Consider the following 23818-nt stretch of genomic DNA (forward strand, 5'->3'; position numbering starts at 1 on the left):
AATTATGAGATTCTCGATTATTAGCGAGATCCCTGGCAGGACCCGTCTTCAATTGGCGGGTCCTGTGCCAGAGAGCGATCTCGACGCACTTCTTAAGCTCAGCGGCGATATCGACGGCGTGCACAAGGTGCGCGTGTATGGCCGCATTGGCCAGATGGCGCTGGAGTACGACGAGCCGCGCCGCGCAAGCGTGCTCGACGCCCTGGGCGCACTCGATGCTCAAGCTATCGCCGATGCCAAGTCGGGCTACGTGATGCAACTCGAGCCGCGCAAGCACAAACTCGTTATGGACCTGGCGACACTCGTCGGTGCCCATTACGCACGCCGCTGGTTCCTGCCGACGCCTCTGCGTGCGGTGTTTGTCGTGGCCGGTTACATGGCATTTTTGCGCGCTGCCCTTCATGAGCTGGCGCAGCCACGCCTGACCGTTCCTGTGCTCGACGCTTCGGCCATCGGCATTTCGTTCGTCAAGCGTGATGTCGACACCGCGGGCCAGACGATGTTCCTGCTCAACGTGGGCGAGCTGCTCGAGGACTACACCCGCGCTATGAGCGAAAACGAGCTCATCAACTCGCTGCTCGATGTGCCCGACAAGGCGCAAAAAGTCGTCGGCGACACCGAGGTAAGCGTTGCCGCCACCGAGCTTGAACCCGGCGATTTGGTCGCCGTGCGCACCGGCATGTCCATTTGCATCGACGGTGTTGTCGAGCAGGGGAGCGCTATGGTCAACCAGGCGACCCTGACCGGCGAGCCGCTGGCCGTCGAGCGCAGCGTGGGCGACGACGTGTTCGCCGGTACCGTCGTGGAAGACGGCGGCATCTTGGTGCGCGTGCGCGCTAACACGGCTCAGACCAAGTTGCGTTCGATTGTCTCGCTCGTGCAGACGGCCGACTCGCTCAAGTCCGAGGGCCAGTCGCACATGGAGGACCTCGCCAACAAGATCGTCCCGTGGAACTTCCTGCTCGCGGGCCTGGTCGCGCTTACCACCCGCAGCCTCATCAAGACCTCGGCGGCACTGATGGTCGACTACTCGTGTGCACTCAAGCTCACGGGTTCCGTCGCCGTCATGACTGCCATGAGCGATGCCGCCAAGATGGGCGTGATGGTCAAGGGCGCCAAGTACTTTGAGTCGTTTGCCAAGGCCGACACCATTGTGTTTGATAAGACCGGCACGCTCACCGAGGCGCAGCCGCGTCTTGCCTGCGTGCTCACCACCGATGGCTGGAGCGAGGACGAGGTCCTGCGCCTTTCCGCTTGCCTTGAGGAGCATTTCCCGCATCCGGTGGCGCGCGCCGTGGTCAATGCGGCACGCGAGCGCGGGCTCGAGCACCGCGAGCGCCATGCTGCCGTCGAGTACATCGTGGCGCACGGCATCGCTTCGTCCATCGAAGGACGTCGCGCCATCATCGGTTCCGCGCACTTTGTATTCGACGATGAGGGCGCGCAGCTCGAGTCCGACATTAAGGAGCAAATCGAGTCCCAGATGCAGGGCCTGTCGCCGCTGTATCTGGCGGTCGATGGTACCGTTGTGGGCGTGCTCGGTATCGAGGATCCGCTCAAGCCCGGGGTCCGCGAGGCCATCGCCGACCTGCATGCGCTGGGCGTTAAGCACGTGGTCATGCTCACGGGCGACTCGGAGCGCACGGCCGAGCGCATTGCGCGCGAGGCGGGAGTCGACGAGTTTAAGGCCGAGCTGCTGCCCGAGGACAAGTACGCGTATGTGGAGCGGATTAAGCGCGAGGGGCGCCACGTTGCCATGGTGGGCGACGGCGTCAACGATTCACCGGCGCTCGGTTTGGCCGACGTGGGCTTGGCCATGGGTGGCGGAAGCGACATCGCCAAGGAGGTCGCCGATATCATCCTGACCGATACGGATCTGGCCGCGATCGTGCGTCTGCGCCGCATGAGCCAGGGCCTCATTGATCGTCTGATGAGTTCGTATTCCAAGGTGATGCTCACCAACTCGGCGCTGTTGGCATTGGGTATTACCGGCGCGATTACCCCGCAGGCATCGTCGCTGCTGCACAACGGCTCGACGATTGCCTACAGCCTGGGCAACGCAAAGGCGTACCTGCGTTAGCGTTTTCGATTGAGTATATGGCCTGCATTCGGGCGGCACCGCAGCCGCCAGGGTGCAGGCCTTCTTTTGTTTGACGAGATGTTAGCTCGGATATATGCTCGTGCTAGCACTGCTAGCAAACGCTGAAGGTGAGGTTGAGATGGCTACCGTTGGCAGCATGGCGCAGGTGAACGTTCGCGTAGATCGCCAGGTCAAGAACCGTGCCGAGGAAGCGCTGCAGCTTTCGGGCAGGTCACTGCCCGAGCTCATCAAAAAGGTGGTGGCCAAGGTCGCGCAGGGTGGCGGGCAGTGTGAGGAAGTGCTTGCGGCCGTCGACGACCGGAAGCAGGTCGTCGCGCCCGATACTCCGTTCGCCGCGTCGTGGGCAGCGGCCGACCGGCTTTATGCAGATTTGGGCATCGCTACGTCGCCCGTATCCGACGATCGCGATTGGGACACAATCTATTCCGAAGCCATGGATGAGCATTATCGCCAAAAGGGGATGATTCAGTGAGTGGGGCGCCTCTCAAGATCATGGTGGATGCCAACGTATGGGTTGATTCGTTTTGCGTCGACCATGCCGAGTCGCTTGCCGCGCGTGCGTTTATTGGGCAGGCGACGGAGGCGGGGGCATTGCTGTTCTTTCCGGTGCATATCGCCAAGGACGTGCTGTACGTTGTCCAACACGAGTTGAAGCGTAGCGTTCTTGCCAGCGGGGGAGCGCTCGACGAGGCATCTGCCCGCGCAATTGGCGATGCGGCGTTGGCGTTTGTTCGGAACATGACCGAAAGCGCCACGGCCGTGGGCGCTGATGCATCCGATCTGTGGCTAGCTGACAAATATCTGACGCTCCATCGCGATTACGAGGACAACTTGGTACTCGCCGCATGCAAACGCGCGCAGGTCGATTACTTGGTGACCAACGATCGCAAACTGCTCGAACATGCCGATCTTGCAGCAAAGACACCTCGTCAAATGATGCCGATTCTTGCTTTGGCCGAACGCGGCGGCGCGGCTATCGGTTGACGCGAACTGTTTGCGGGCCTCTTGGACGACGATGCGCCAAGGGGCCCGCGTCTGCTATTTACAAAAGCTCGGCCTTAATGGCGGGACTTTCTGCGAGCTTTTCGGCTGCCTTTTCGTCGGAGCTGTCGAGTGCTGCCAGACTGCGGTAGACCCACTCGTTGACCTGGGTGTTCTTGACGCCTGCGGTCTGCATAAGGGCGCCTGCCTCGCGGATTGCTGCGAGCAGATCGGCTTTGGGACCCGCGAGCTCGACCTCGATGCCGTGGTAGGCGGCCACGCCGCGGTTCTCACTCACGTGGTCGATAAAGCCCTCGACGGTCTCAAGCTGCTGGGCGAGAGCTGCATCATCGTCAGCGTCCAGCGCGACGAGTGCGTTCGATACCGTGAGGGCGGGATGTCCACAGGGGACAAAGCCTTCGATGACATCCATAGCTTCGGTAATGGTTGAACCCAGGCCTGCGAGGGCATTGACGAGTTGCTGTTTGGTATCCATAACGGTCCTTTCGACGGGTCAATTTTGCTTGGCGAAAATATACGTGACGCGATCGGTAACAAAAGTGCGAAGTGCGGCGCACATTGGGGTCTTCACAGCTCGTGCATAGAACAGCTGTCTGCCTTTAGAACGTGGTAAGATAGCTATCCACAAGCGGGGTTCACCCCGCGTGTTCCTTGAAAAGTCGACGGTTATCGGGTGTTTGCAGACCCGATACCATCCAGACTTTCCCAACATTCGGGGGCGACTGGTTTCGACACGATAGCTCTGAGAGAGGAAGCAAGCCGAGGTCTCCTCGCCTCGTTAAACAGGGGTACCGTCAAATTGAATTGACAACAACTCTTCTTTTGAGCCTATGGCTCTCGCTGCTTAGTTTATAGCGGCGCGTCAACCCGGTGATTTCCCCGACACCGGCGCGACGTCATTTTAGGGGAATGCTCCTGCGCACGTAATCGGTATGGTGCAGGCTAAGACCGAACCGGTTAGGACGCCGCGAGCGTGTCGCTGCGCGCAAAGCGTCCGAGACTAAACCAGCGACTGAGCTTGGAGATGCCAATCAGGGGGCTTTCGTGGACCGGAGTTCGATTCTCCGCGCCTCCACCAACTGTTCAGTAGGCGAACATATGCAGGTGTTCGTCGTTAGGCGGGCGTTCGTATTGCTCGTCGAATAAAAAAGAAGCCGCTCCATACGGGGCGGCTTCTTTGCGTTCTAGGCCTGCGGCATGATCTCCTGCTCGCCGTCCTCGTCGAGGTACGGCATGAGGAACACGCCGCCCTGCTCGGTGGTAAGCAGCAGGTACTCGCGGTTGTGCTCGTCGCACACGATTTCCTGGCCGATGCCCTCGGGCAGGTCGTATATGGGGCCGTCCGTGCGGGCTTGCCTCACGGTCACGTCTTGCGCTCCCATGGCTTGCGACGCGCAGCTGGCGGCGGCCAGGACGATGAACAGCAGGACGACCGCCGCGAGGATGGGGCCGCACCCGCCGTTGCGCTCCTCGTCTGCGGGGCTCGGGTACGGCATGGCCTATCCCACCTTCACCAGATAGTCGTCGGCCTCTGGCTTGCCCGTGGCCTTGCCCACGGCGATGTAGCGCGTTGCGCCGCTGTAGCCCGTGTATCGGCCCCACACGTAGCCGTCGGCGATCTTGTACCAGTTATCCAGCGTCACGGTCTCGCCGCTGGAATAGTGCGCCACCTCGGTGCCGCCCAGGCCGGGGGCGTCGCGCACGCGCAGGTAGTTCACAGTGCAGCGGTAGGTGCCGCCGAAGTTCTCGGTCGTTTCCTGCTGCGCAGGCTGCGGCTGCGGGACGGCTGCGGGGGCGCTTCCAGCAGTGATGCCGAAGCATTCCAGGTAGATGCGCGCCAGCTCGTCCAGGTTGCCGTTGAACTTCTCGCGGTCGCCGTCGTTGTCGATGAAGCCGTTCTCGCACAGGCGGTAGTTGATGCCGCGCGCGGCGGCTCGGTTCGGGTTCGCGAGGTCGGAACGGCGCACCAGCTTCTCGGAGCGCCCGGGCATGAACGCCGCCAGCTTGTCGGCCAGCGCATTGTCGTACTCGTCAGGCTCAAAGCCCTCCTTGATGATGACGTGCGCGCCGTGGGCCGTGGCGATGCCGCTGGCGTCCATGTGCAGCTCCACCACTGGCGCGTCGGTGCTCAGGCGGTTAAGCCCGCCGTCGGCGTACCAGTTGCGGGACGTATCGCCCAGCTCGACCTCGGAACCGCCCAGTTCCTTGATTCGCTGGCCCAGGGCGCGAACGCGCTCGGCCTCGGTGTAGCCGCCTGCGCAGCAGCCGGGGTCGCCAGCGCCGTGGCCGCAGATGATGAACAGTTTAGCCATTGCCTACTCCTTCCCGCCTACGGTCACGCCCAACAGGGCGTCGAGCCACTTGGATGTGATGCCTACCGACTTGAACAGCGTGTAGGCCGCCTGCACGCCGCCTACCACGGCGAAGGCGCACGCGACCCATGCGCCCGGGTCTGCGGGCACGCCGCCCACGAAGCCGGTCACGACGCCCGCCAGGAGCGAGCAGCCCAGCGCCAGGATGCGCGCGGCCTTGCCGGTCATGGCCTCGGTCTTGATCAGCTGCACCGCGAACGGCACGGCGAAAGACAGCACGATGGCTGCGATTGCTTGCATTTCTGTCATTTCGGATTCCTTTCTATCGAGCCGATTCCTTGTAGAGCAGGTCAACGCGGTCGGCGATGTGGTCGACCTTCGCCGCCATGCCCTGGCTGCGCGCCTGGCTGTTCGCCAGGTCGGCGTGCAGCACCTCGTTGGAGGTCACGACGGACTCCATGAGCGCCTTCATAGCCTCCATCAGCGCGTTGCTGCGCTCCATCTGCGCGGCGATGCGGCCCTCCATCTGGCTGCGCTCGCGGTCGCGCTGCGCCCGCTCGTTCACCTCGTCCTGCTTTCGCTCTTCGCGCTTGAGGTCGATGTTCGCCTTGCGCTCGTTCTGGGCCTTGAACTCTTCGAGGAACTGCTTGCCGAAGTACAGGACCACTAGGACGAGCAGCGCGCCGAAAAGCGACCCGGGGCCGTACGGCGCGAAGATTTCCAGCACGTCGGTCATTCGTTTTCTCACCTCCTCGAATCGCTGCCGCGATTGTCCGCGAGGTGTCGCCGGGCAAAAGAAAAGCGCCCCCGAAGGGGCGCTCGCTACTCCTGCGGCGCTTCCGGCTGGTCGGGCTCCATGGCTTCCAGCTCGTTGATGCGGTCGCGCCACGTCTGGCGCTGCGAGATGATCTCGGCCACCTCCTTGGCAGCTGCGGCGATGGCCGAGAGCAGGTCGGTGATGGACGATGCGGAGAAGATGCGCTCCACCGCCTTCATGACCTTGTAGTCGCTCTGCTCAAGCTGCTGTTTGTAGCCGTTGATCTCCCCGGCGATTTCCTGTTCCGTCATGGGTCGCTCCTTCCGTTGCTAGGGTAGGGGCATGTTCCCATCCGTGTCGCCTCCAGGTTTGGATTGCATTGAGCAACCCCCCCCCCGCGGGATTTCCGAACAGGCTGCGGTACAGCGCGTCCATGGCCTGCACGCTGCGGTGCGCGTCCAGCCGCTTCATGCCTCCGCGCCAGCTCTGGTAGCTCTGCTCCACCTGCTCGGGGGTCATGATGCCATCGGCGACCATGCGGGCCATCTTCTTGAGCTTGCGGCGCTCCCGCGTTATGGAGTCTCGGCACGGCTTCACGACTATGCGGCCCGTCTCCGTGTAGAAGATGCGCTTCTTCAGCCACGTGAACCCGCGCGTGAGCTTCACCACGCGCGTCTTGCGCGGGTTCAGCTCGATGCCCAGCTCGGCGCATTTGCCCTCTATCAGCAGCAGGCACACCTGCAAGTAGTCCTTGGACTCGTGTATCAGGTAGAAGTCGTCCATGTAGCGCCCGTAAGACTCGGGGCGCAGCATCTCGGTCACATAGTGGTCGATGCGGTTGGGGTGGGCCACGGCGCATATCTGGTTCGGCTCGCTGCCCAGCCCCAGGCCCACATCGCCCTGCGCGTCTATCAGGCGGTGCTCCAAGGCGACCACGCGCGGATCTAGCAGCGCGGAGGCCACCTGGTCTTTGACGGGTTGGTGCGCTATGCGCGCGAAGTAGTCGGAGAAGTCGCCCAGGAGGATGTAGCCCTCGCGGCCGTGCCGCCTCCAGTGGTCGGCCAGGTGGCGCTTGAGCAGCTTCAGGGCGTAGTCGGTGCCGCGCCCCTTTATGTTCGCGGAGTTGGCGGCTATGAGGGTGGGCACGATCGCGGGCACGAGCGCGTTTTGTGCCAGGGACTTCTGTACCACGCGCTCGGGGAAGTGTACGGCGCTGATATGGCGCAGCTTTCCTCGCTCCCACAGGTCGAACCGTATGAAGCCCCGGCATATGTCGCGCCCCTCCAAAAGGTCGCGGCGGGACAGGACGGCGTTGCGCAGGTAGCTTCTCATGTACCTCTGCGTGGACGACTTCCACATGACGCCCCGCGCGGCCTGCTTGGAAGCCTTGCACAGGCTGTTGAGGTCGGCCACGGTATCAAGCGTGCACGCCTTGACGCGCTCGGCCTTGGCCTGCGCGCGCTTCTCCTCGCGGCGCTTGCGGCGCGCCGCCCGCCTTTGCTCGGAGTTCACAGGAGGCACCCCGCGCGGCTTGCAATGTGGCTCTGGCAGCCGCTTGAGGTATGGCCATGAAAGGCGGCGAAGCCACGGAGCGCCGCGCCATGCAAGCAGCGTCCGGCCACCCTCGCGGGGTGCGTATTTACGGGCGCATGCCCGACGGTCGCGCCTTCCTTCCTCTTCGCGCTCTGCTTTCGGCCCTGGGGCCTACTCGGTCTGGCAATAAGGGAATCCGGGGCGGGGGCGAACCCAGACGTTCGTCGCCGAGTTGTAGTTGGCATTGCCGTTGTTGTTGACATAGCACACGTTGGACGCGGAGCCCGACGCAACGGAACGCAGCCACCAATTGTACCGATAAACAAGGTGCGACCGCCGTCCATTATAGCGAACGCAGGCGCTCTAGCTCGGCCTCGGCCTCGGCTATGCGCTCCTCGGTGGACTTCTTGCCGGTCACGCGCACGTTCTTGCGCGCGCCCTTCAGCAGCTTGATCTCCTCCTCGACCATGGCCGCCAGCTCCTCGAAGCGGTTGGCGTTCACGGGCAGGCCGATATCCATGAGGCACTGCATGTCCAGCATCAGCTGCTCGCAGTCAGCTATGGCCAGCGTCAGGTAGCGTTTCCTCTCTAGCGCGTTGAACGAGCTGTTGGGATAGAAGCAGTCGGCGCGGTTGACGTTGTACACGATGCTGCGCGCCGTCTCCACGGTCGGCACCGCGTTCAGCAGACGGTAGGCCTTCGGAACCACGGAGGAGGACGCCATCAGCTTGTTGACCTCCACGCGGATGGCGATGGCCTGCGTGAAGAACTTGTACTCGGACACCTCGCGGTTGCGCTGGTAGACGCCGCTCACGTGCACCTCCTGGGGAAACTGGCGAAAAAAACGGCCCGCTTCGCGGGCAGGAGGCGACCGCGCAAGGCGGTCGCCTAAAAGCAGAGTATAGAGCACTCGGCTGGCTAGCCGACGAGGAAGCCGGGGCGGGGGCGAACCCAGACGTACGTCGCCGAGGTGTAGCGGGCATTGCCGTGGTCGCTGACATAGCACACGTGGGACGCGGAGCCCGACGCAACGGAACGCAGCCACCAAGTGCAGCGATTTCCGTTGACTCGGTGCGCCGTGTCTCGGAACAGGTCAAACTGGCAGTCGAAGCCCACGCTGTAGCCCTTCGTCCCCCACACGGGGCAGCCGTACACCTCCATCTCCGACAGCGAGAACACCTTGCCGATATCCTGCCAGCTCCACGAGTTGGAGTCGTTGAGCGCGCCGCTGGCGCTGTACCGCTCCTCAAGCAGCACGCGCTGGGTAAGCAGGTACTTGGTCAGCCCCTCGGGCAGGCACGCCTCGAAGGCCGTCTCCCACGCCTTGAGGTTGCTATTGAGGTAGGGGCATTTCCGGTCGGCGGTGCCCTGGTTCGTGTTGGTGGTGTTCCACATCAGGAAGCTGTCGTTTGCCACGCCGGTCACGGTCTTGGCTACGGGCACGGGAGCGGACGCCACGAACGCGATATGGTGTCCCTTGCTGTTGTCGCCGCAGTAAAGGTACGGGTCGATGTGGGCAAGCAGGAACCGCACAGATTGCTGTGTGGTGACGGCGGATGCGCTCACAAGCGGCACGTCCAGGTAGTCGCCCACGCGCAGGCCTGCGAAGTTCGCGGCGGCGATGCGCTTATGCAGCGCGTCGTACACGCTGCCGCTGCCGATCTCTCCCGCCAGGATGGTGGCGATGTTCTGCCCGCCGTACTTGCCGATTTGGCCCTGGCGGTTGTACTCGGCGTTGTTGAGCGCCGTCTGCGCGTTGCTGCGCGCGGTATCGTCGATGACCTCGTAGCCGATGCCGCCCACCGACAGGGTTTTCGCTTGTGCCATTTCGTTGCCTTTCTACTTGAGGTTGAGGGTTGTGCCGGACGCCGTGCAGGTGCTCCCGAACGTGATGGTGCTGCCAGATGCACTGGCCTTGGAGGCGGGGCAGTACACGGTGCCGTCGTCGTAGATGAACGCGTCCGTGGCGTCGGCCAGCTTGCCGTACAGGTCGGCTATCTGCTGCTTCTGCTTGGCCATGTCCGAGCTGCCCGCGCTGCCCTGCGCCACGCTGTTGGCTATCTGCAGGGCGATGTTTGCCGCCGCGTCGGCGTTCGAGGCCGCGCCGTTTGCCGCAGCCGTGGCGGCTTGCGAGGCCGTCTTCAGCTGCGACGCCTCGGTCACGCGGTCGCTTTCCGCCGTGGCTCGCTTCTTCTCGGCCTCCGCGCGCTTGGTTTCGGCGGTCTGGCGTGCCTTCTCGTTCGTGGCGCGCTGGTTTTCCGCGCTCGCGCGGGAGGCCTCGGCCTTCTGCATCTGCGCGTTCAGCGCGCTCACGTCGGCTAGCTGCCCTTCGAGGTTCGCGATGATCGCCTCCACCGCATCGACGTACGGGCCGGATATCTCGCCCGACGCGCTCGCCGAGGGCAGCACGTTCACCAGGACGTTCTCGGTGGTGGCGTCCAGCCCTGCCGCGTTCCGCACGCGCACGTAGCACACCTTGAGCAGCCCGGCCACGCCGAAGACGGCGGGGTCGACCGTTACGGTGGCCACGTTGTCGCTGATGCCAGTGAACTGCTGCTCCACGTAGGTGTGGTCGGGCTTCGCAGCCATGAGGTGTACCTTGCAGCCCGTCAGGGCCGCCTTCTTGTCGCCGTCGTAGATGGCGGCCTTCAGGACCTCGGCGCTGTCGCCCTGGTGCACGGTGATGACGGGCGGCGCTATGTTGGTCTTCTTGAGGTTGAGCGTAAGCTCGTGCGTTGCCATGCCTCATTCCTTTCCTTCGGCCGCAAGTGTCCGCGATATGTCGCCGGGCTGCGCTCTGTGGACCCCGCATATCTCCTCGTCGGTGAGCGCCGAGAAGTCCACGGCGTTGGCCTCGCCGCCTTCCGCGTCCATGACGGCCACGGGGCTGGACACGAGCGTGAAGCCGCCCTTGCCGTCGAACTCGAACACGTCTTCCGATTCCACGATGGCCCGCGCCGTGGCCGTGTCGCTGATGCACTCGAACACCGGAAGCGCCTCGGGCGGCTTCGGCGCGCCGTCGAGCGCCTGCGGCGCTTCGGGCTGCTGCACAAGGTGGTAGAACATTCCGTTTCCTCTCTAGCTGGTCTGGTTTCCCGTGATGCTGCTCATGCCGGTGATGATTCCGTTCACCACGTTGATGGTGCCCCACGTCCAGTTGTTGCCGTTGTTGGTGATGCACCCGATGAACTGCGTGGAACCCGTGTACCCGTAGGTGCCGCCGCTGCTCGGGCTGGTTCCTATGGCGAACTTCGGGGCGAGTATCCTGGCGGTGCCCGACGACCCAATGTCTGCGCGGCTGCTATCCAGGTACACGTAGTTGTTGGAGTTCTCCTGCAGCTTCACGTACGCCGAGCCGCCCGCGTTGCTGTTGCCGCTCCTCATGTACAGCTGCTCGTCGGGATGGCTCATGTAGCCCGCGTAGTAGGGGGTCGTCAGCCACGTCTGGCGGTAGTAGCGGTTGACTGCCAGGAAGCCGTAGCCGCAGGTGGATATGCCCACGCCGTCGGTCGAGCTCGCCGTGGGGCTGTCCTTCGCGTGGACGGCCTCGATGGTGCAGTACTCGGTCGAGCCGTTCACGAACGACGCTCCCGGGTGGTTGTTCGTCGTCGTGCCGGTGGTGATGTAGTTGGTGGACGACGTGCCGACCATGTTGCAGCGGAACATGGAGGTGCTGCCCACCAGCACGGTGCCCGCGATGATAGAGCCGTTCTTGTCGTATATCTGGAAGCCGTTGGTGGCGTTGATGTACACCTTGTTGCCGTTGCCGTCCGTCATGAAGATGGAGCCGTCGCGCAGATAGAAGGCCCCGCTGTCGAGGTCCCAGTACGAGTTGCCGCCCTTGATGCGGCCCGTGGTCAGCTCGTCGGCGGTCACGCCGTCGCCGGTGATGGCCGTGCGCCACTTCCACGCGCCGCTGGAGTACTTTGAGTTGGCCACGCCGATGACGCCGCCGCCTATCTTCACGCACTTGGTCGCGTTCTCCGGCTTCTTGTCGTACACGAGGATGCCCTGGCCGGGCTCCTCGTACACCCAACCGCCCGTGGTGTTTATCTCGCTGTTGAGCATTTCCACGATCTTCTTGCGGATATCCGTCGGCAGCTGATCGAGCTGGTTCTGCAGCCCATCAACCTCGCTCTCGGCGCTCGTCAGGCGCTCGTCCAGCGAGCCGGTGACGCCTTCCAGGTACTCCTTGTTGGCCTCGTCTATCTGCTTGAGCACGCTCTCGCTCTGCTCCACCGTGGTGTCGGTGTAGAGCTTGAGCACTTCCTCAAGGGACAGGTTGCCGTCGTCGGAGTACTTCTTCAGCGCCTCTTCCAGCGTGGTGTCGCCCTTGTCGGCATACTCCTTGAGGGCCTTGTCAAGCGCGTCCTTCACCTCGTCGGTGTAGTCCTTGGCCGCGCCGCCCTGCTCCCTGGCGAACGCCTCCTGGCGCTTCTCGGAGGCCGCCAGGCTCTCGCCCCATTTGCCGGTCGATGCCTTGTTGGACGCGTTTACCGCGTCGGCCACGGTGGCGCGGATGCTCGAAGCCGTTCTCTTTGCGCTGGACTTCTGGGCGGCCATCAGCTCGGCCACGGTCTGGTAGTTGCCGAACGTGTAGGTGACCTCGCCGGGGCGCAGCTGATCCTCCACCACCTTGGTGATGCGGGTGCGCACGCGCAGCGGCGGGTCGTACACCTTGTCCACCACGGTCACCAGGTCGCCCTCGTCCGCGCCCTCGAAGCCCTCGCCGGCGCGCGCAAGCGCCGTGGCGTCCACGGTGTAGGACACGGTGGGCACGCACGACTGCGCCAGCTGCGCCTCGGTGAGCTTCTTCAGCTCGGCGGCGTCCTCGCAGTCGGAGAACTCCACGTCGCCGAACACGTGCGCCTTGCCGCCCTTGCCGTCGGGCCGTCCCCAGCGCGCCAGCGCGTCGGCCGACCCCACCCAGTTCTGCCCGCCGTTCACGTCGCCGAAGGTCAGCTTGCGGTCGTAGCCGCCCGTCAGGTTGCCGTCCTCGTCGGCGGTCTGCAGGGACTTGCCGTAGCCGTACAGGGCGGTGCACACGTTGCCCTCGTCCACGCTGCGCTTGACGCTCACGAGGTCCTTGGCGTAGGTGAAACGCTTGCCGTTGTCCTCGCCGACCTGCTTGGCCATGCACACGCGGCGTGCGGTCACCTTGGTGCCGCTCACCTGGATTTCGAACGACAGCTCGCCGCCCCAAGTGTCTGCCACGTCGTGGATGGCCGCCCATGCGTTGGTGTGGTAGAAGTTCGTGCCGGCCTGCCCGAGGTCGGCCACGGTTCCGACCTGCCAGCGCGAGGAGGACAGCGCCGAGGCCAGCGCGGCGTAGGCGCTCACGTCGTAGGGGCGCTTGTCCTCCAGGTAGTCGCCCAGGAGCTCGATTTGCGCCGAGGTCGGGCAGTAGTACGTGTAGAGGATGCCCGCGCTTGCGCGCTCCTCCTCCACGCCGTCCACGATGTTCTCGTGCCAGCGGCCCTTGAGGTCGCGCCACACCAGGCGGTCGCCCTTGTCGAGGCGCGCCAGCGTTGTGATGCTCAGGGCGTTCTCGCCGTTGACCTCGCGCGTGTCCTCGCACTCGAACAGCGTCTTGATGGGTCCCTTGTACGCCTCCCAGCGGTCGCATGCCCACAGAATCATCAGCCCACGTACCTTTCCGTCCACTGTACCGTCGCGGTGCCGCTGGACAGCTTGAGGCTGTTGGCCCCCGGCTCCAGCGGGAAGAAGTCACTCTCGAAGGTCACGGGCGCTGGGCTGCCGTCCACCGTGGCCTGCGGGGCGGCCATGTCGATGACCACCGCGCTCGATGCCGTCACCGCCTTGTCGATCTGCACGAATTCGCCCGTGCCCATGTTCGTCAGCCGCAGCGCCGACGTGCTGCCGCCGGGCCTGACGGTCACGGTGGGGTAGGTGCGGAACGTCCCGCCCACCTGCACGCCCGAGGTGCCCGACACGGTTGCGCGCCCCTCGGCCCCGTAGGCCACGGGGTCGTATGCCGTGAACGTCAGCGTGGCCTCGCCGGTGTGCCACAACGTGTCGAGCGCGCCCGGCGAGGTCAGCACGGCCATGTAGCGCAGGCCCAGGTGCCTCTCGTCGTCCAGCCACAGCTCGGCCTCCTTGAGGCACAGCAGGCGCGAGGCCATGAGGCGGCGAAGGGCCGCCATGTCGTCGGCGGGGCGCGCCCTCCAGGCCGCCGCCACGTCTATCGTCAGGGGTTTCAGCTCTGCGCGCATGAAGCGCGAGCCGGGCTGCCCGGGCACGTCGCGCGTGGCGATTTCGTACTCGGGCAGCAGCGAGCGGGTCACGAGCCGGGTGTCGAACCACGGCGCGAAGTCGAAGCCGTTGTATATCATGCGAAGCACTCCTGCCGTTTGATTTCCTTGGCTATCTGGCGGGAGATTTTCTCGATGTCGGCCTCCTCCCGCACGGTCGCGTACAGGTTGATTGTCACGTTCGTGTCGCCATGGGCCGCGCCGCCCTTGCCGTCGAGCAACTTGGCGATGCCCTCGGCCAGCGGGCGCGCGCCGCGCTCGTTGAACGGCACCACGCCCTCGGGGCCCGCCTCGCCGACGCCGATGACGCTGGGGCCGTTGAACACGCCGCCCTTGGCGTACCAGTCGATGCCGAAGTGCGGCACGCTCGGCGGGGCGATGCTGAAGCTGCCGGAGATGGACAGGTGCGGCAGCTTCAGGTGGGGCAGCGACCACGAGAAGTTGAAGAACCCCTTGATGGAGTCGATGACGTTGCGCACGGTGTCGCGGGCGTTCTGTATCGGCGTCTCGATGGCGCTCTTGATGGAGTTCCACACGCTGCTCACGGTGTCCTTGGCGGCGTTGAACACGCTGGAGATCGTGTCGCGGATGCCGTTCACGATGCTGGATATGGTGGAGCTGATGCCGCCCCACACGCTCGACGCCGTGCTGCTCACGGCCCCCCATATGGAGTCCCACACCGCCTGAATTGCCGACAGCACCGCCGATATGGTGGAGCTGATGGCATTGATGGCCGCGCCTATCGCCGAGCTGATGGCATCCCATATGCTGGAGGCGGTGGAGCTCACCGCGCCCCACACCGTGTCCCACACGCCCTGGATGACCCCAAGGGCCGCGCCTATCACGTCGCTGACGTACTGGATGTACGCGCTCACCGCGCCGTAGATGGCCTCCCATATGGCGCTGGCGGTGCCGCTGATGCCTTCCCACGTCGCGCCCCACCATTCGGAGAGCGCCGTCACCACGTCGGTGATGACCTGGCTCACCGCGTCGATGTAGCCTCCCACCGCGCCGCAGATTGCGTCCCATGCCGCCGTCAGCTGCTCGCCGAAGTTCTCCCAGATGAAGTTCCAGGGTATGAGCAGCGTCTCGATGGCCAGGTTCAGAATCTCGCCCAGCAGCATCACGGCGACCTGCACCACGTTGCAGATGCCGTCCCAGATGGACGAGGCGGTATCGGCCAGGCCTTGGAAGAACCCGGCTATGGCGTCGATGGCCCCCTGCACCGTGGAGCAGATGCCGTCCCACACGCCGCCCAGCTTCTCGCCGAGCTGCGAGAAGAACTCGCCGACGCTTTGGGCCACGTCGCCCGCCACCTGGATGGCCGCCTCGAACGCGGCGCACACGGCATCCCACACGGCGGTCACCGCGTCGCGGAACTCCTCGCAGTTGTTCCACAGCAGCACCACGGCGGCGATGATGGCCGCTATGGCCGCTACCACGGGGTGCGCGGCTATGAGCCCCAGCGCGCCGGTGCCCAGCTTGCCGACCACCTGGAAGGCCGCTCCGATTTTCGGCACGGTGTCCACGACGGTGCCGACCGTCGACAGCACGGGGCCTATGGCGGCCGCTATCGTGGCGATCGCCAGCACGGCGGTCTGGCCGCCCTCGCCGATGCCGGCGAACCACTCGGAGAACGACTTGACGACACCCGCCACGTTGGTGGCGATGTTGAGCAGCGGCTCGCCAAGCGGCTCGATGGAGCCCTGCAGCTCGCGCATGGCCTCCTGCGATTTCACGGCGAAGCTGTCGGAGGCGGCCTCCTGGGCCTGCTGCGCAGCGCCCGCCACGTCGCCGAAGCTGTCCTGCACGCCCGCCAGGGACTCGATCATGCCCATGGCATTGTCCTCGCCCAGCGAGGACCACAGGGTGGAGGCCAGCGCGGCCTTGTCGTACTCGTTTGGCATCTGCGTGAGGTCACCCAGCACCGCCTGCAGCATGTCCTCGGCGGTGGCGCTGCCGTTCTTGAAGTTCTCGAAGACCTCCTGCGTGCCCTCGCTGAACGAGCCGATGGATTCCTCCATGCGACCGTCGGACAGCGCCGTCAGGAACTCGTTGAGGTAGTCGCCCACCTTGTCCAGGTTGTACGCGCCGTTGGACGTGCCCGCTTCGAGCAGCGAGAAGTACTCGCTGGCGCTCATTCCCGCCTCGCCCCATCGCACGGAGTATTCGCTCAGGTTGTCGCCCAGCTCGTCGGTGTAGTTCAGGCCGCGCTGCATGCCCGCCGTCAGCAGGTCGCTGGCCTCGGTGGCAGACAGCCCGAAGCCCTCCATGAGGGCGTTGGTGCCGCGTATGGACTCGTTCACGTCTGCGCCGAAGGTGTCCGACAGCATGAGTGCGTTGGTGGTGACGGTCTGCAGGTCCTCGTCGGATACGTCGCGAAGGGTGGACTTGCACTGGATCAGCGCATCGTTGACCTCGTCCAGGGACTGGCCCCAGCCACCCTCGTATATGCGCTTGCCTATGCCGCTGAAACGCTCGGCCTCCTCGCCGGACACGCCGAACGCGGCGGCTATGCGGGCGTTGGCCTGCTCGTAGTCGCTGGCCACGCCGAATACGGCCTTGCCGGCGGCCACCACGGGCGCGGTCAGCGTCACCGTGGCGGCCGTGCCGGCCTTCTTGAACGAGGACGACAGCTTCGCGGCCTTCTCGTCGCCCTCGGTTATGTTCTTCCAGGAGATGCCCTGGAGGTCGCGCTCCAGGGCCTTGATGTTCTTGGATACGTCAACGGTGTCGAGCACCGCTTTGATGATGACGTTGCCGTCCATGCTCACCTCGTCGCTCTCTTGAGCGCGGCGAACACATCGCGCATCGCCGCGTCGCTTCCTTCCTCAGAGCCGTGTGAGCTGCGGCCTTTGCCGAGTTCGAACGCCTTGTGGGCGGCGTTCCAGGCCTCGACCTCCTGCCTGTTGTATTTGGTTGGCTTCGGCTTGGTCGCCGGGTTGCGGTAGTGGATGGCCGCGCCGAGCGGCGTGTCCTGCGGGCAGCCGCCCACGAGTGCCACGAACTCGGCGAAGCTGATGCGACCGCGCACCTCGTCCCACTCGATGCCGTAGGCCTGGCGGAAGCTGGTGCGTATGCGCGCCGCGTCCTCCTCCAAGTCCCACAGCGGGGTCTCGTGCGGGCGGTCGCCGTTCAGGTCGAGTCCGCACATGTCCCATACCGCCGCGTCGCGCATCCGCACGAACTCGGCGGCGTCGTAGTCGCATGCGCACCACGCGTCCGCCCAGTCCACGAAGAACAGCGCCAGGAACTCGTCCCGGCGCTGGTCGTCGGACTTGCCCTCGTCGGTCAGCACCTCGATGACGCGGATGATCGTGAGCGCGTCGTCGCGCACCAGCACCTCCTCGCCGTTCCACGGGTAGCGCGTGGCGCTCGTGCCGTCGGGCAGCCGCACCCGCTCGGCCGTGAGCGCGGCTGGCAGCATTACTTGCCGCCCTTCTTCTTGCGCTTGGCCTTGGCGCGGCGCTGGGCGCGGTTGAGCGCCTGGACCTGATCGGCGCGCTCGCTGTATGCAAGGCCGCACGCCATCAGCTGCTCGCTGGTCGCGTGGCGCGCCAACATGTTGAGGAACGTGGCGAAGACCTCGCCCAGGATGCGGATGTTCTCCTCGGGCGCGATGGGGCCCTCGTCGCCGCCCATCCACGCGAGCAGCTGCTCCCAGCCCTCGGTGCCGATGAACGCCGAGATGGTGCGCTTCATGAGGCGGCCCTGCGCGGCGTTGGCCTCGGCCGCCTTCTCGGGGGTGTCGGCCTCGCGGGCCATCTGCTCGTTGGCCTGCGCGCGGTCGATGGCGTTGCCGACCTTGGCCAGGTACTCCTCGATGTGCTTGTCGTCGAACCACACGCGGAAGCGCGGCGTGTCGGGGTTCTCCTCGGGGTCCTCGAAGAACACGTCCTCGTACGCGCGGATGTTTTTTAGAAGTTCCATTTGTTGCCCCTTTCGTGAGCGGTGAGCGTCGGGCATAGAAAAGGGGCGCGGGCCGCTCACTAGCCCGCGCCCCCATGTCCAGGAGGTTATGTCTGGTGTCGCCTGCGGCTACTTCGCCGCCACGGTGACCTTCACCTGCGTGCAGATGCTCGGCTTGGACGCGCAGCGCACGGTGATGACCGCCTCGCCTGCGGCCACGCCCGTCACGTTGCCGTCGCTGTCGACGGTGGCCACGTCGGTGTTGCCCGATGCGAAGAAGCACTTGGCGTTCGCCTCGGCGGGCGTGACGGTCGGCGCGAGCTTCGTGGACTTGCCCACGGCCGGGCCGGTCGGCGCGGTGCAGGTGACGCCCGTGGGCTGCTTGAGCTTGTTGGCGGGGATGTAGCGCATAGCGCCAGCGCCCGAGATTGTGCAGGAGAACGCGCCGGGGTCGGACGCCGCGCCCTGCTGCGAGCCGACGGTCAGGCCCAGGTAGGTGCAGTCGCCCTCCACCACGTCGCCGTTGGGGTCGGTGTGGCGGAAGTGGCCCGTGCGGCCCTCGCCGGTCTCAAGCGCCAGGCTGGCAACGAAGTCCTGCGCGGGGTCGCCGTAGCAGCGGTCGCCTGTGACCTCGTACTGCGGCTGCACGCTCTTCACCTTGTCGGTGGGAGTGCCGTAGCCGTCGTAGTAGTCCTTGGTCTCGGTGGTCTCGTTGGTGGTCGGCTTCACCTCGGTGATGCCGCGCGAGAAGATGGCCCACGTGGGGCTGGCCGCGTCTGGCGTGGTGTCGATCTCCAGCGCGCTCATGTAGTTGGGCGCGAAGCCCAGGTCTTGGTTCTTTGCCATCGTTATCCCTTCTCTATGGTTATGGTCGCTTTGATTCGGAACTCCCACAGGTACGGCCCGCCCTCGGGCGGCGTTATCTCCTGCGGCTCGGTGTACAGCGACGCGCTCGTGAAGCCGTAGGAGCCTGTGGGCGAGGGCAGGTCGGCCCCGTCCAGCGCGTCGGCCAGGTCGTAGGCGTCGCCCATGGCCTTGGCCTCGGAGGTGTCCTTCACGATGACCTGCAGCACGTATCCCACGCGGCGGGTGCCGTCCATGTGGCGCACCGCGTCGGTGGTGGGCATGGGCCGCAGCACCACCGCGTCGTCGTGGCCGCGCGAGGCGGCCAGGCGGGTGAGGAGCACCGGGCCGTAGCCCAGGGCCTCTATGGCGGCCTTCGCCGCCTCCATCACGTCTGGGGCCATGTCACGCCCCCTCGGTCAGGAGGTCGACGGCCAGGCGCTCCCAGTCCTCGCCATGCGCTTCCTTCGCGGCCTTCGGCCAGTCGGCCTTGGCCCTCGGGTTCTTGCCGTGCTTGATGGAGCTGTCGGGCAGGTCGCGCACGTAGGCGGCGTAGTCGGCGTCCCATATGACGAGGCCCTGCCTGAAGTCGGAGGCGGCCTGCATGGAGTTGTGCATGCGCTTGGTGTCCTCTGGCGTGAACGCGTTCATGTCCTCGGCCACACTCATGGCGAACTTCACCTGCTTGGCCTCCAGCTCCTTCGCGCTGAAACGCTTCATGAGCTTGGTCAGGTCGACCGTAACTGCTGCGGGCATGGCTACCTCACCTCCAGTTCCCAGTGGTGGGGACGGGTGCCGAACGCGCGGCGGGGCGTGCACCTCGCCACGTTCATCCACTCGCCCCCGTCGATGCTCACGCGGCTGCCCACTGGCACGTCGAACATGCCGGGGCTGTCCGCGCCGTCCGCTATCACGAGGCCCTGCGCGCCGTCGCCCAGGGCGTACTCGCGCACGAGCCACGCCGAGACGGGCTCGAAGCGCACGCGGCGCACCTCGACGGGCTGCTCGAACTCGCCGCCGTAGCCGCCCTCCCTGGGCACCTTGACGGACATGGTGGAGGGCCGCGCCGAGCGCGGCACCCGCATCATCTGGTACCCCCGATGCCCGCGTAGAGCAGCGGCGTTCCAAGCAGCTCGCGGCGGACGGCGGCCTCCATGTCGCTGCGGTAGGTGCTGGCCCCTTCGGTACCGGGGTTCCACGAGAACGAGCCGACGGTGAAGCCGCCGCCCTCCATGATGCCGCCCGAGCATCCGTACGCGGTGTCGACCTCGCAGGCCGCCATGACCGCGCGCGCCCACTCCTCGGAGCCGTCCGGCTCGTTGGGGAAGATCAGGTCGCGCACGGCTGCCGTGGCGTGGGGGAGCGCCGCCTTGAACTCCTCGGCGGACAGCTCCCCGCGCCCGGCTGCCAGGTAGTCCTCGTGGGTCGGGGCTCTAGTTTCCATCGTCCTCGGCCGCCTCGGGCTTTTCCGCCTTGCCCTTGGCGGGCTGCTCGTCTGCGGCTTTCGCCTCGGGCTTTTCCGCCTTGCCCTTGGCGGGCTTGGCCTTCTTCGGGGCCTTCTTCTCGAAGGTCAGTCCAACGGTGCGCATGTCGCGCCTCCTTCCTACGCGGCCTTCATGCCTGCGGTGATGTAGTGCGCCAGGTTCTCGCGCACGCCGCACACGCCGTACTTGCGGTACTTGAACAGGTGGCCGAAGCCCTGCTGGTTGTCTTCGGCGTCGATGACCTTGCCGTGCGCGAAGTTCCAGCGCAGCACCACGGCGTCCTTGTGGACGATGAGGAAGTTCATGTCCACCGCGCCGGTGCCCTTCTTGTAGTGGCCGATCTCCTCGTCCTTGGTGGTGCCGTCCAAGAGGTCGATGGCGCTGTAGAAGCGGGACTGCGGCACCTTCACGATGGAGGAGAAGCCGTCCAGCGCCTCGCGGGACTTGGTGGTGTCCAGGTCCTTCACCATACCCAGCAGGGTGGGGGTGATGAACAGCACGCGGCCCTCTTCCGGCACCTCTTTCTCGTCCATGTCGCACATGGCGGCGTTCAGGCCCTTGAGCATGTCCGCGCCGTCGGCGTAGGTCTTCTGCTCCTTGGTGATGCCGGTGCCTGCGCACAGCGTGGAGAACACGAACGCGTCTCCCTCGGGCACCACCTTGGTGCGGTTGAAGTGCGCGGCGGCGTTGCCGAACGCCAGGTTGAAGGACTGGGCGTCCACTTTCTGGTCGATTTCCAGGATGGTGCCGCGGTCGTAGTTGGCGCTGATGGGCTTCCAAGTCAGGGACGCGCCGCTGTTCTGCGGCAGTCGCCCGTTGGCCTGCACGTCGCCCAGGCCGCCCATGGAGTAGACGGGGTAGTAGAACTCGCCCAGCTGCTCCATCTGCGCGATGTTGCCCTGCGGCGCGGCGCTCTCAAGCACTGCGGTCAGGGATTCCTTGCGGTACGCCTCCATGAGCACGTTCTCGTAGCCCTTGGGCAGTTCGATGTTGTTTGGCATGATTTACTCCTTTGAAGATTCGTCGGTGAGTCCGAAAGCTGCGCGGAAGTCGGCCAGGCCGTCGGAGCCTGCGCCGCCCTTGGGGTCGCCGCCCGCGCTCTCGCGGGGCTGGTCGGTGAACATGTAGGCGTTGTCCTTCTTCAGGGCCTCGAAGTCGATGCCCGTTAGGTTGCCCTGCTCGTCCAGCTTCGCGTCGGCGATGTTCGGGATGATCGCGCGCGCCGCCTTGGCGTTGCGCACCCCCATCTGCGCCAGCTTGGTGTCGATGGCGAAGTCGCGGCGCATGTCGGCCTCGCGCTTCTCGGCGTCGGCCTTGTACGCCTCGTTGTCGGCCTTGGCCTTGTCGAGCGCGGCCTGCAGCTCCTCGGCGTTGCCCGCCTTGGAGGTGAACTCCTCGATCTGCTTGTCGCGCTGCTCCAGCTCGGCCTTGAGGGCCTTCACCTGCTCCTGGTACTCGTCGGTTTCGCGCTTGTACTTCGCGTAGGACACGACCTCCTTCTGGGGCTCGGTCTGCTGGCCTTCGCCGCCCTCGTTTCCCTGGGGCTTGTCGTCTTCAGCCATCGCTTGCTCCTTCCGTGTTTGGTTGTCGCGCTTCCCTGCGCGCTTGGATGGCCCACCGTTGTCGCCGTGGTCGCGTGCGGGGCATGTTGTCGCCGCCCCATCGCGTGCCTGCATCTTCCCCGAGGTGTCGCCAGGCAAAAGAAAAGGCCGCCCGTGGTGGGCGGCCTTGATGCCGTGTCGCTGTTCGGTTGCCGTTGCTTCGCTACAGGGCGGCGATGCTCGCCACCTCGTCGATGGGTATCTCGGTGATGATGCCCGCGCCCTCTATGCCGATGGCATTGGGCTCGTCTAGCGATTCGGCGTCGCTTTGGTACCAGTCGTACCTGCCCCGGTACTCCTCGCCGTCGGTGCACGTCACCCGCACCTGCTTGCCGTAGTATTTCAGCGTTTCGCTCAGGTTCATTGCTGTGCCTCCTCTGGTTTGGTCGGGACTATGTGCACGTCGCCGTCGGCGTAGTGGATGGTGAAGCGCGTCGTCGGTATGTGCTCCCCATTATCGCCTATCACGTAGCCGATCACACGCCCGGCGTCGCATGTTTCGCGCCCGCTCCATTTGCCGCTTCTGGTGGTCTGCGCCGTGCCCGTGCCCGCATGCTTCGCTATGAGGTCGCGCACCTCCTCAAGCGGCACCGTGATGCCGCTCGGCTCCTTGTACGCGCCGCCCTTGCGCTTCAGGTTCGCAACGTACTGCTCGTGCTGGCGGCTGCCCGCGATGTGCTTGGCCTGCTTGTCTGCGTGCACCTCCATGGCTGCGGCGTTCGCCACGCGCCGGTCGCGTTCCTTCTCGGCCTTGGCGCGCTTGATGGCGTTGTCCAGCGCCGCGCGGCGCTCTGCTGCGGTTTTCAGCTCGAAGCCATCGCCGCTGGCCTTGACCAGTTCGCCCACGCGCTTCTGGCTCACGCCTGCCTCGGCTATGAGCGCCTTGGTGTTCGGGTGCGCCATGTAGGCCGTGCGGCTCACCTTCTGGCGGGTGAGGGCGTACACCTTGCTGCCCGTCTCGTAGGGGTTCTCGCGCCCGTGCTCTGCGTTCAGGTGCGGGTACTTCGTCACGAGGTCGCGGCGCTTCTGCTGGAGTCTGCTCAGCTTCATGCGCTCCTTGGTGTTGTCGATGCCAGCCGCTTCGAGCGCGGCGGCCTCGCGCCTCGTGGTGCGCACCTCGCGCTCGATGGCGCGCTGCTGTTGGCTGGCCTGGTATCGCTTCTCGCGCTTCTCGTCGCCTCCGTCGGGGTCGCGCTCGTAGCGCAGCGGCTGGCCTTCCACGTAGATGCCGAAGTCATGCTTGCAGTTCGCGCCGCACAGGCCATCGACAGAGCCGTAGCCCGTCTCGCGGTAGAACGGCGGGTACTTCTTGGACTTGCCCGACAGGCTGAACACGCGGCCCTGCCACTTGGCGTGGCTCTCGCGCGCCCCGCCGTGCGAGGAGGTCTGCACGAGGTCGTGCCCGGTCTCCTCAAGCAGCTCCAGCGTGTTGCGGCTGCCGGCCTGCACCGCCTGCGTGCGGATGTGGCGGCGCATGGCCACGTCGGCCTGCGCCCACGCCCCGCTCTTGTAGTCCACGACGGACACGCCGCGCCGCGCCAGCTTCAGCACGGCCTCGCGGGTGGCCTGCTCGTAGCCCGCCATGCCCGAGTTCACCCGAGCCACGGCCTGCGCCACGACTTCGAGGTAGGCGCGCTGCACGTTGGCGGGCATCTTCAGGTTGTCGCGGCTCACGACGTCCTGCACTCCCGCCGCCGTGGCCCGCGCGGAGTTGTGCAGCCTCCACTGCATCGTCTTGGACAGCGCGCCCATGGCCGTGCCCAGCGTGGCCAGGTCGGCCTCGGCGCTCTTGGCCACGGCCTCGGCCGCAGCCTTGGCAGCCTCGCGCGCGGCTCTGCGGCCCTCCTCGTTCATGGCCTTCTGCACGTCCTTGGCGGCAAGCGCCGCCTTGCGGGCGGCCTGCGAGTAGGCGCTGTCGCCCTCGAAGTCGATGGAGCCTATGAGCGCGGCGTAGATGCACACCAGGCGCAGGGTGTATTCGTCCATGGCCCCCTGCGCTGCGTC

At 65.5% G+C, this 23818-nt stretch carries 29 protein-coding genes, 1 other RNA gene and 1 pseudogene; 4 read left to right on the plus strand and 27 right to left on the minus strand.

The window, feature by feature from the left end; translation table 11 throughout:
- Positions 1-64: 64 nt before the first annotated feature.
- From AAA069_RS00385 to AAA069_RS00395, 3 genes are all read left to right on the plus strand, one after another.
- Entirely contained in the window at positions 65-2080 is a 2016-nt protein-coding gene (locus tag AAA069_RS00385) for a heavy metal translocating P-type ATPase (protein WP_349127255.1), read from the plus strand.
- A 139-nt stretch (positions 2081-2219) separates the two neighbouring features.
- On the plus strand, positions 2220-2573 hold the full coding sequence (locus AAA069_RS00390; RefSeq protein WP_349127256.1) for a hypothetical protein: 354 nt from the start codon (positions 2220-2222) through the stop codon (positions 2571-2573).
- Positions 2570-3085 (plus strand): PIN domain-containing protein, encoded by a 516-nt coding sequence (locus AAA069_RS00395; protein WP_349127257.1) that lies wholly within the window; start codon positions 2570-2572, stop codon positions 3083-3085. The genes AAA069_RS00390 and AAA069_RS00395 overlap by 4 nt, the downstream gene beginning before the upstream one ends.
- A gap of 58 nt (positions 3086-3143) precedes the next feature.
- Here AAA069_RS00395 and AAA069_RS00400 read toward each other — a convergent pair whose 3' ends face one another.
- Positions 3144-3578: a hypothetical protein gene (locus AAA069_RS00400; RefSeq protein ID WP_349127258.1), complete on the minus strand. Its 435-nt coding sequence runs from the start codon at positions 3576-3578 to the stop codon at positions 3144-3146.
- A gap of 239 nt (positions 3579-3817) precedes the next feature.
- Here AAA069_RS00400 and ssrA point away from each other — a divergent pair.
- Positions 3818-4181: a transfer-messenger RNA gene (gene ssrA, locus AAA069_RS00405) on the plus strand.
- Positions 4182-4287: 106 nt separating this feature from the next.
- Here ssrA and AAA069_RS00410 read toward each other — a convergent pair.
- From AAA069_RS00410 to AAA069_RS00535, 26 genes and pseudogenes are all read right to left on the minus strand, one after another.
- On the minus strand, positions 4288-4599 hold the full coding sequence (locus AAA069_RS00410) for a hypothetical protein (protein WP_271736860.1): 312 nt from the start codon (positions 4597-4599) through the stop codon (positions 4288-4290).
- 3 nt (positions 4600-4602) lie between these two features.
- Positions 4603-5415 (minus strand): N-acetylmuramoyl-L-alanine amidase, encoded by an 813-nt coding sequence (locus tag AAA069_RS00415; protein WP_349127259.1) that lies wholly within the window; start codon positions 5413-5415, stop codon positions 4603-4605.
- Between the two features lie 3 nt (positions 5416-5418).
- Positions 5419-5724, minus strand: a complete 306-nt coding sequence (locus tag AAA069_RS00420; protein WP_349127260.1) for a hypothetical protein — start codon at positions 5722-5724, stop codon at positions 5419-5421.
- Positions 5725-5737: 13 nt separating this feature from the next.
- A complete protein-coding gene (locus tag AAA069_RS00425) occupies positions 5738-6163 on the minus strand; it encodes a hypothetical protein (RefSeq protein ID WP_233514508.1) in 426 nt (141 codons plus the stop codon).
- 74 nt (positions 6164-6237) lie between these two features.
- Complete coding sequence (locus AAA069_RS00430; RefSeq protein WP_117637890.1) at positions 6238-6483, minus strand: hypothetical protein; 246 nt, start codon at positions 6481-6483, stop codon at positions 6238-6240.
- Positions 6431-7684: an RNA-directed DNA polymerase gene (locus tag AAA069_RS00435; protein ID WP_349127261.1), complete on the minus strand. Its 1254-nt coding sequence runs from the start codon at positions 7682-7684 to the stop codon at positions 6431-6433. The genes AAA069_RS00430 and AAA069_RS00435 overlap by 53 nt, the downstream gene beginning before the upstream one ends.
- 192 nt (positions 7685-7876) lie before the next feature.
- Positions 7877-8014, minus strand: a pseudogene (locus tag AAA069_RS00440) (DUF6273 domain-containing protein); the annotation flags it as partial.
- A gap of 34 nt (positions 8015-8048) precedes the next feature.
- Positions 8049-8519 carry a hypothetical protein gene (locus tag AAA069_RS00445; RefSeq protein ID WP_199669199.1) on the minus strand — a complete coding sequence of 157 codons (471 nt, stop codon included), beginning with the start codon at positions 8517-8519 and terminating at the stop codon, positions 8049-8051.
- 104 nt (positions 8520-8623) lie between these two features.
- A complete protein-coding gene (locus AAA069_RS00450) occupies positions 8624-9532 on the minus strand; it encodes a DUF6273 domain-containing protein (protein ID WP_349127262.1) in 909 nt (302 codons plus the stop codon).
- 12 nt (positions 9533-9544) lie between these two features.
- Complete coding sequence (locus AAA069_RS00455) at positions 9545-10447, minus strand: BppU family phage baseplate upper protein (RefSeq protein ID WP_118349153.1); 903 nt, start codon at positions 10445-10447, stop codon at positions 9545-9547.
- A gap of 3 nt (positions 10448-10450) precedes the next feature.
- Positions 10451-10771, minus strand: coding sequence for a hypothetical protein (locus AAA069_RS00460; protein ID WP_349127263.1), 321 nt, complete (start codon positions 10769-10771; stop codon positions 10451-10453).
- Between the two features lie 12 nt (positions 10772-10783).
- Complete coding sequence (locus AAA069_RS00465) at positions 10784-13345, minus strand: phage tail spike protein (RefSeq protein WP_349127264.1); 2562 nt, start codon at positions 13343-13345, stop codon at positions 10784-10786.
- Positions 13345-14058 (minus strand): distal tail protein Dit, encoded by a 714-nt coding sequence (locus AAA069_RS00470; RefSeq protein WP_117637885.1) that lies wholly within the window; start codon positions 14056-14058, stop codon positions 13345-13347. The genes AAA069_RS00465 and AAA069_RS00470 overlap by 1 nt, the downstream gene beginning before the upstream one ends.
- Positions 14055-16745, minus strand: coding sequence for a phage tail tape measure protein (locus AAA069_RS00475; protein ID WP_349127393.1), 2691 nt, complete (start codon positions 16743-16745; stop codon positions 14055-14057). Before AAA069_RS00475 ends, AAA069_RS00470 begins: the two co-directional genes overlap by 4 nt.
- A 2-nt stretch (positions 16746-16747) precedes the next feature.
- On the minus strand, positions 16748-17404 hold the full coding sequence (locus AAA069_RS00480) for a Gp15 family bacteriophage protein (protein ID WP_349127265.1): 657 nt from the start codon (positions 17402-17404) through the stop codon (positions 16748-16750).
- Positions 17404-17907, minus strand: a complete 504-nt coding sequence (locus AAA069_RS00485) for a hypothetical protein (protein ID WP_349127266.1) — start codon at positions 17905-17907, stop codon at positions 17404-17406. The genes AAA069_RS00480 and AAA069_RS00485 overlap by 1 nt, the downstream gene beginning before the upstream one ends.
- Before the next feature lie 108 nt (positions 17908-18015).
- A complete protein-coding gene (locus AAA069_RS00490; RefSeq protein WP_349127267.1) occupies positions 18016-18732 on the minus strand; it encodes an Ig-like domain-containing protein in 717 nt (238 codons plus the stop codon).
- A 2-nt stretch (positions 18733-18734) separates the two neighbouring features.
- A complete protein-coding gene (locus AAA069_RS00495; RefSeq protein ID WP_349127268.1) occupies positions 18735-19133 on the minus strand; it encodes a minor capsid protein in 399 nt (132 codons plus the stop codon).
- A gap of 1 nt (position 19134) precedes the next feature.
- The gene (locus AAA069_RS00500; RefSeq protein WP_118349157.1) at positions 19135-19485 is read right to left on the minus strand and encodes a minor capsid protein; all 351 of its coding nucleotides are present in this window, start codon (positions 19483-19485) and stop codon (positions 19135-19137) included.
- Between the two features lie 2 nt (positions 19486-19487).
- On the minus strand, positions 19488-19781 hold the full coding sequence (locus AAA069_RS00505; RefSeq protein WP_147336073.1) for a putative minor capsid protein: 294 nt from the start codon (positions 19779-19781) through the stop codon (positions 19488-19490).
- 32 nt (positions 19782-19813) lie between these two features.
- Positions 19814-20173, minus strand: coding sequence for a hypothetical protein (locus tag AAA069_RS00510; protein ID WP_349127269.1), 360 nt, complete (start codon positions 20171-20173; stop codon positions 19814-19816).
- Complete coding sequence (locus AAA069_RS00515) at positions 20163-20318, minus strand: hypothetical protein (protein ID WP_349127270.1); 156 nt, start codon at positions 20316-20318, stop codon at positions 20163-20165. Before AAA069_RS00515 ends, AAA069_RS00510 begins: the two co-directional genes overlap by 11 nt.
- Positions 20319-20332: 14 nt before the next feature.
- A complete protein-coding gene (locus AAA069_RS00520) occupies positions 20333-21214 on the minus strand; it encodes a hypothetical protein (protein ID WP_349127271.1) in 882 nt (293 codons plus the stop codon).
- A 3-nt stretch (positions 21215-21217) separates the two neighbouring features.
- The gene (locus AAA069_RS00525) at positions 21218-21775 is read right to left on the minus strand and encodes a phage scaffolding protein (RefSeq protein ID WP_349127272.1); all 558 of its coding nucleotides are present in this window, start codon (positions 21773-21775) and stop codon (positions 21218-21220) included.
- Between the two features lie 202 nt (positions 21776-21977).
- The gene (locus AAA069_RS00530) at positions 21978-22178 is read right to left on the minus strand and encodes a hypothetical protein (protein WP_349127273.1); all 201 of its coding nucleotides are present in this window, start codon (positions 22176-22178) and stop codon (positions 21978-21980) included.
- Positions 22175-23800 carry a phage minor capsid protein gene (locus AAA069_RS00535; RefSeq protein ID WP_349127274.1) on the minus strand — a complete coding sequence of 542 codons (1626 nt, stop codon included), beginning with the start codon at positions 23798-23800 and terminating at the stop codon, positions 22175-22177. Before AAA069_RS00535 ends, AAA069_RS00530 begins: the two co-directional genes overlap by 4 nt.
- Positions 23801-23818 lie beyond the last annotated feature (18 nt).

The sequence above is a fragment of the Collinsella sp. CLA-SR-H006 genome (assembly GCF_040097075.1).
GTDB lineage: Bacteria > Actinomycetota > Coriobacteriia > Coriobacteriales > Coriobacteriaceae > Collinsella.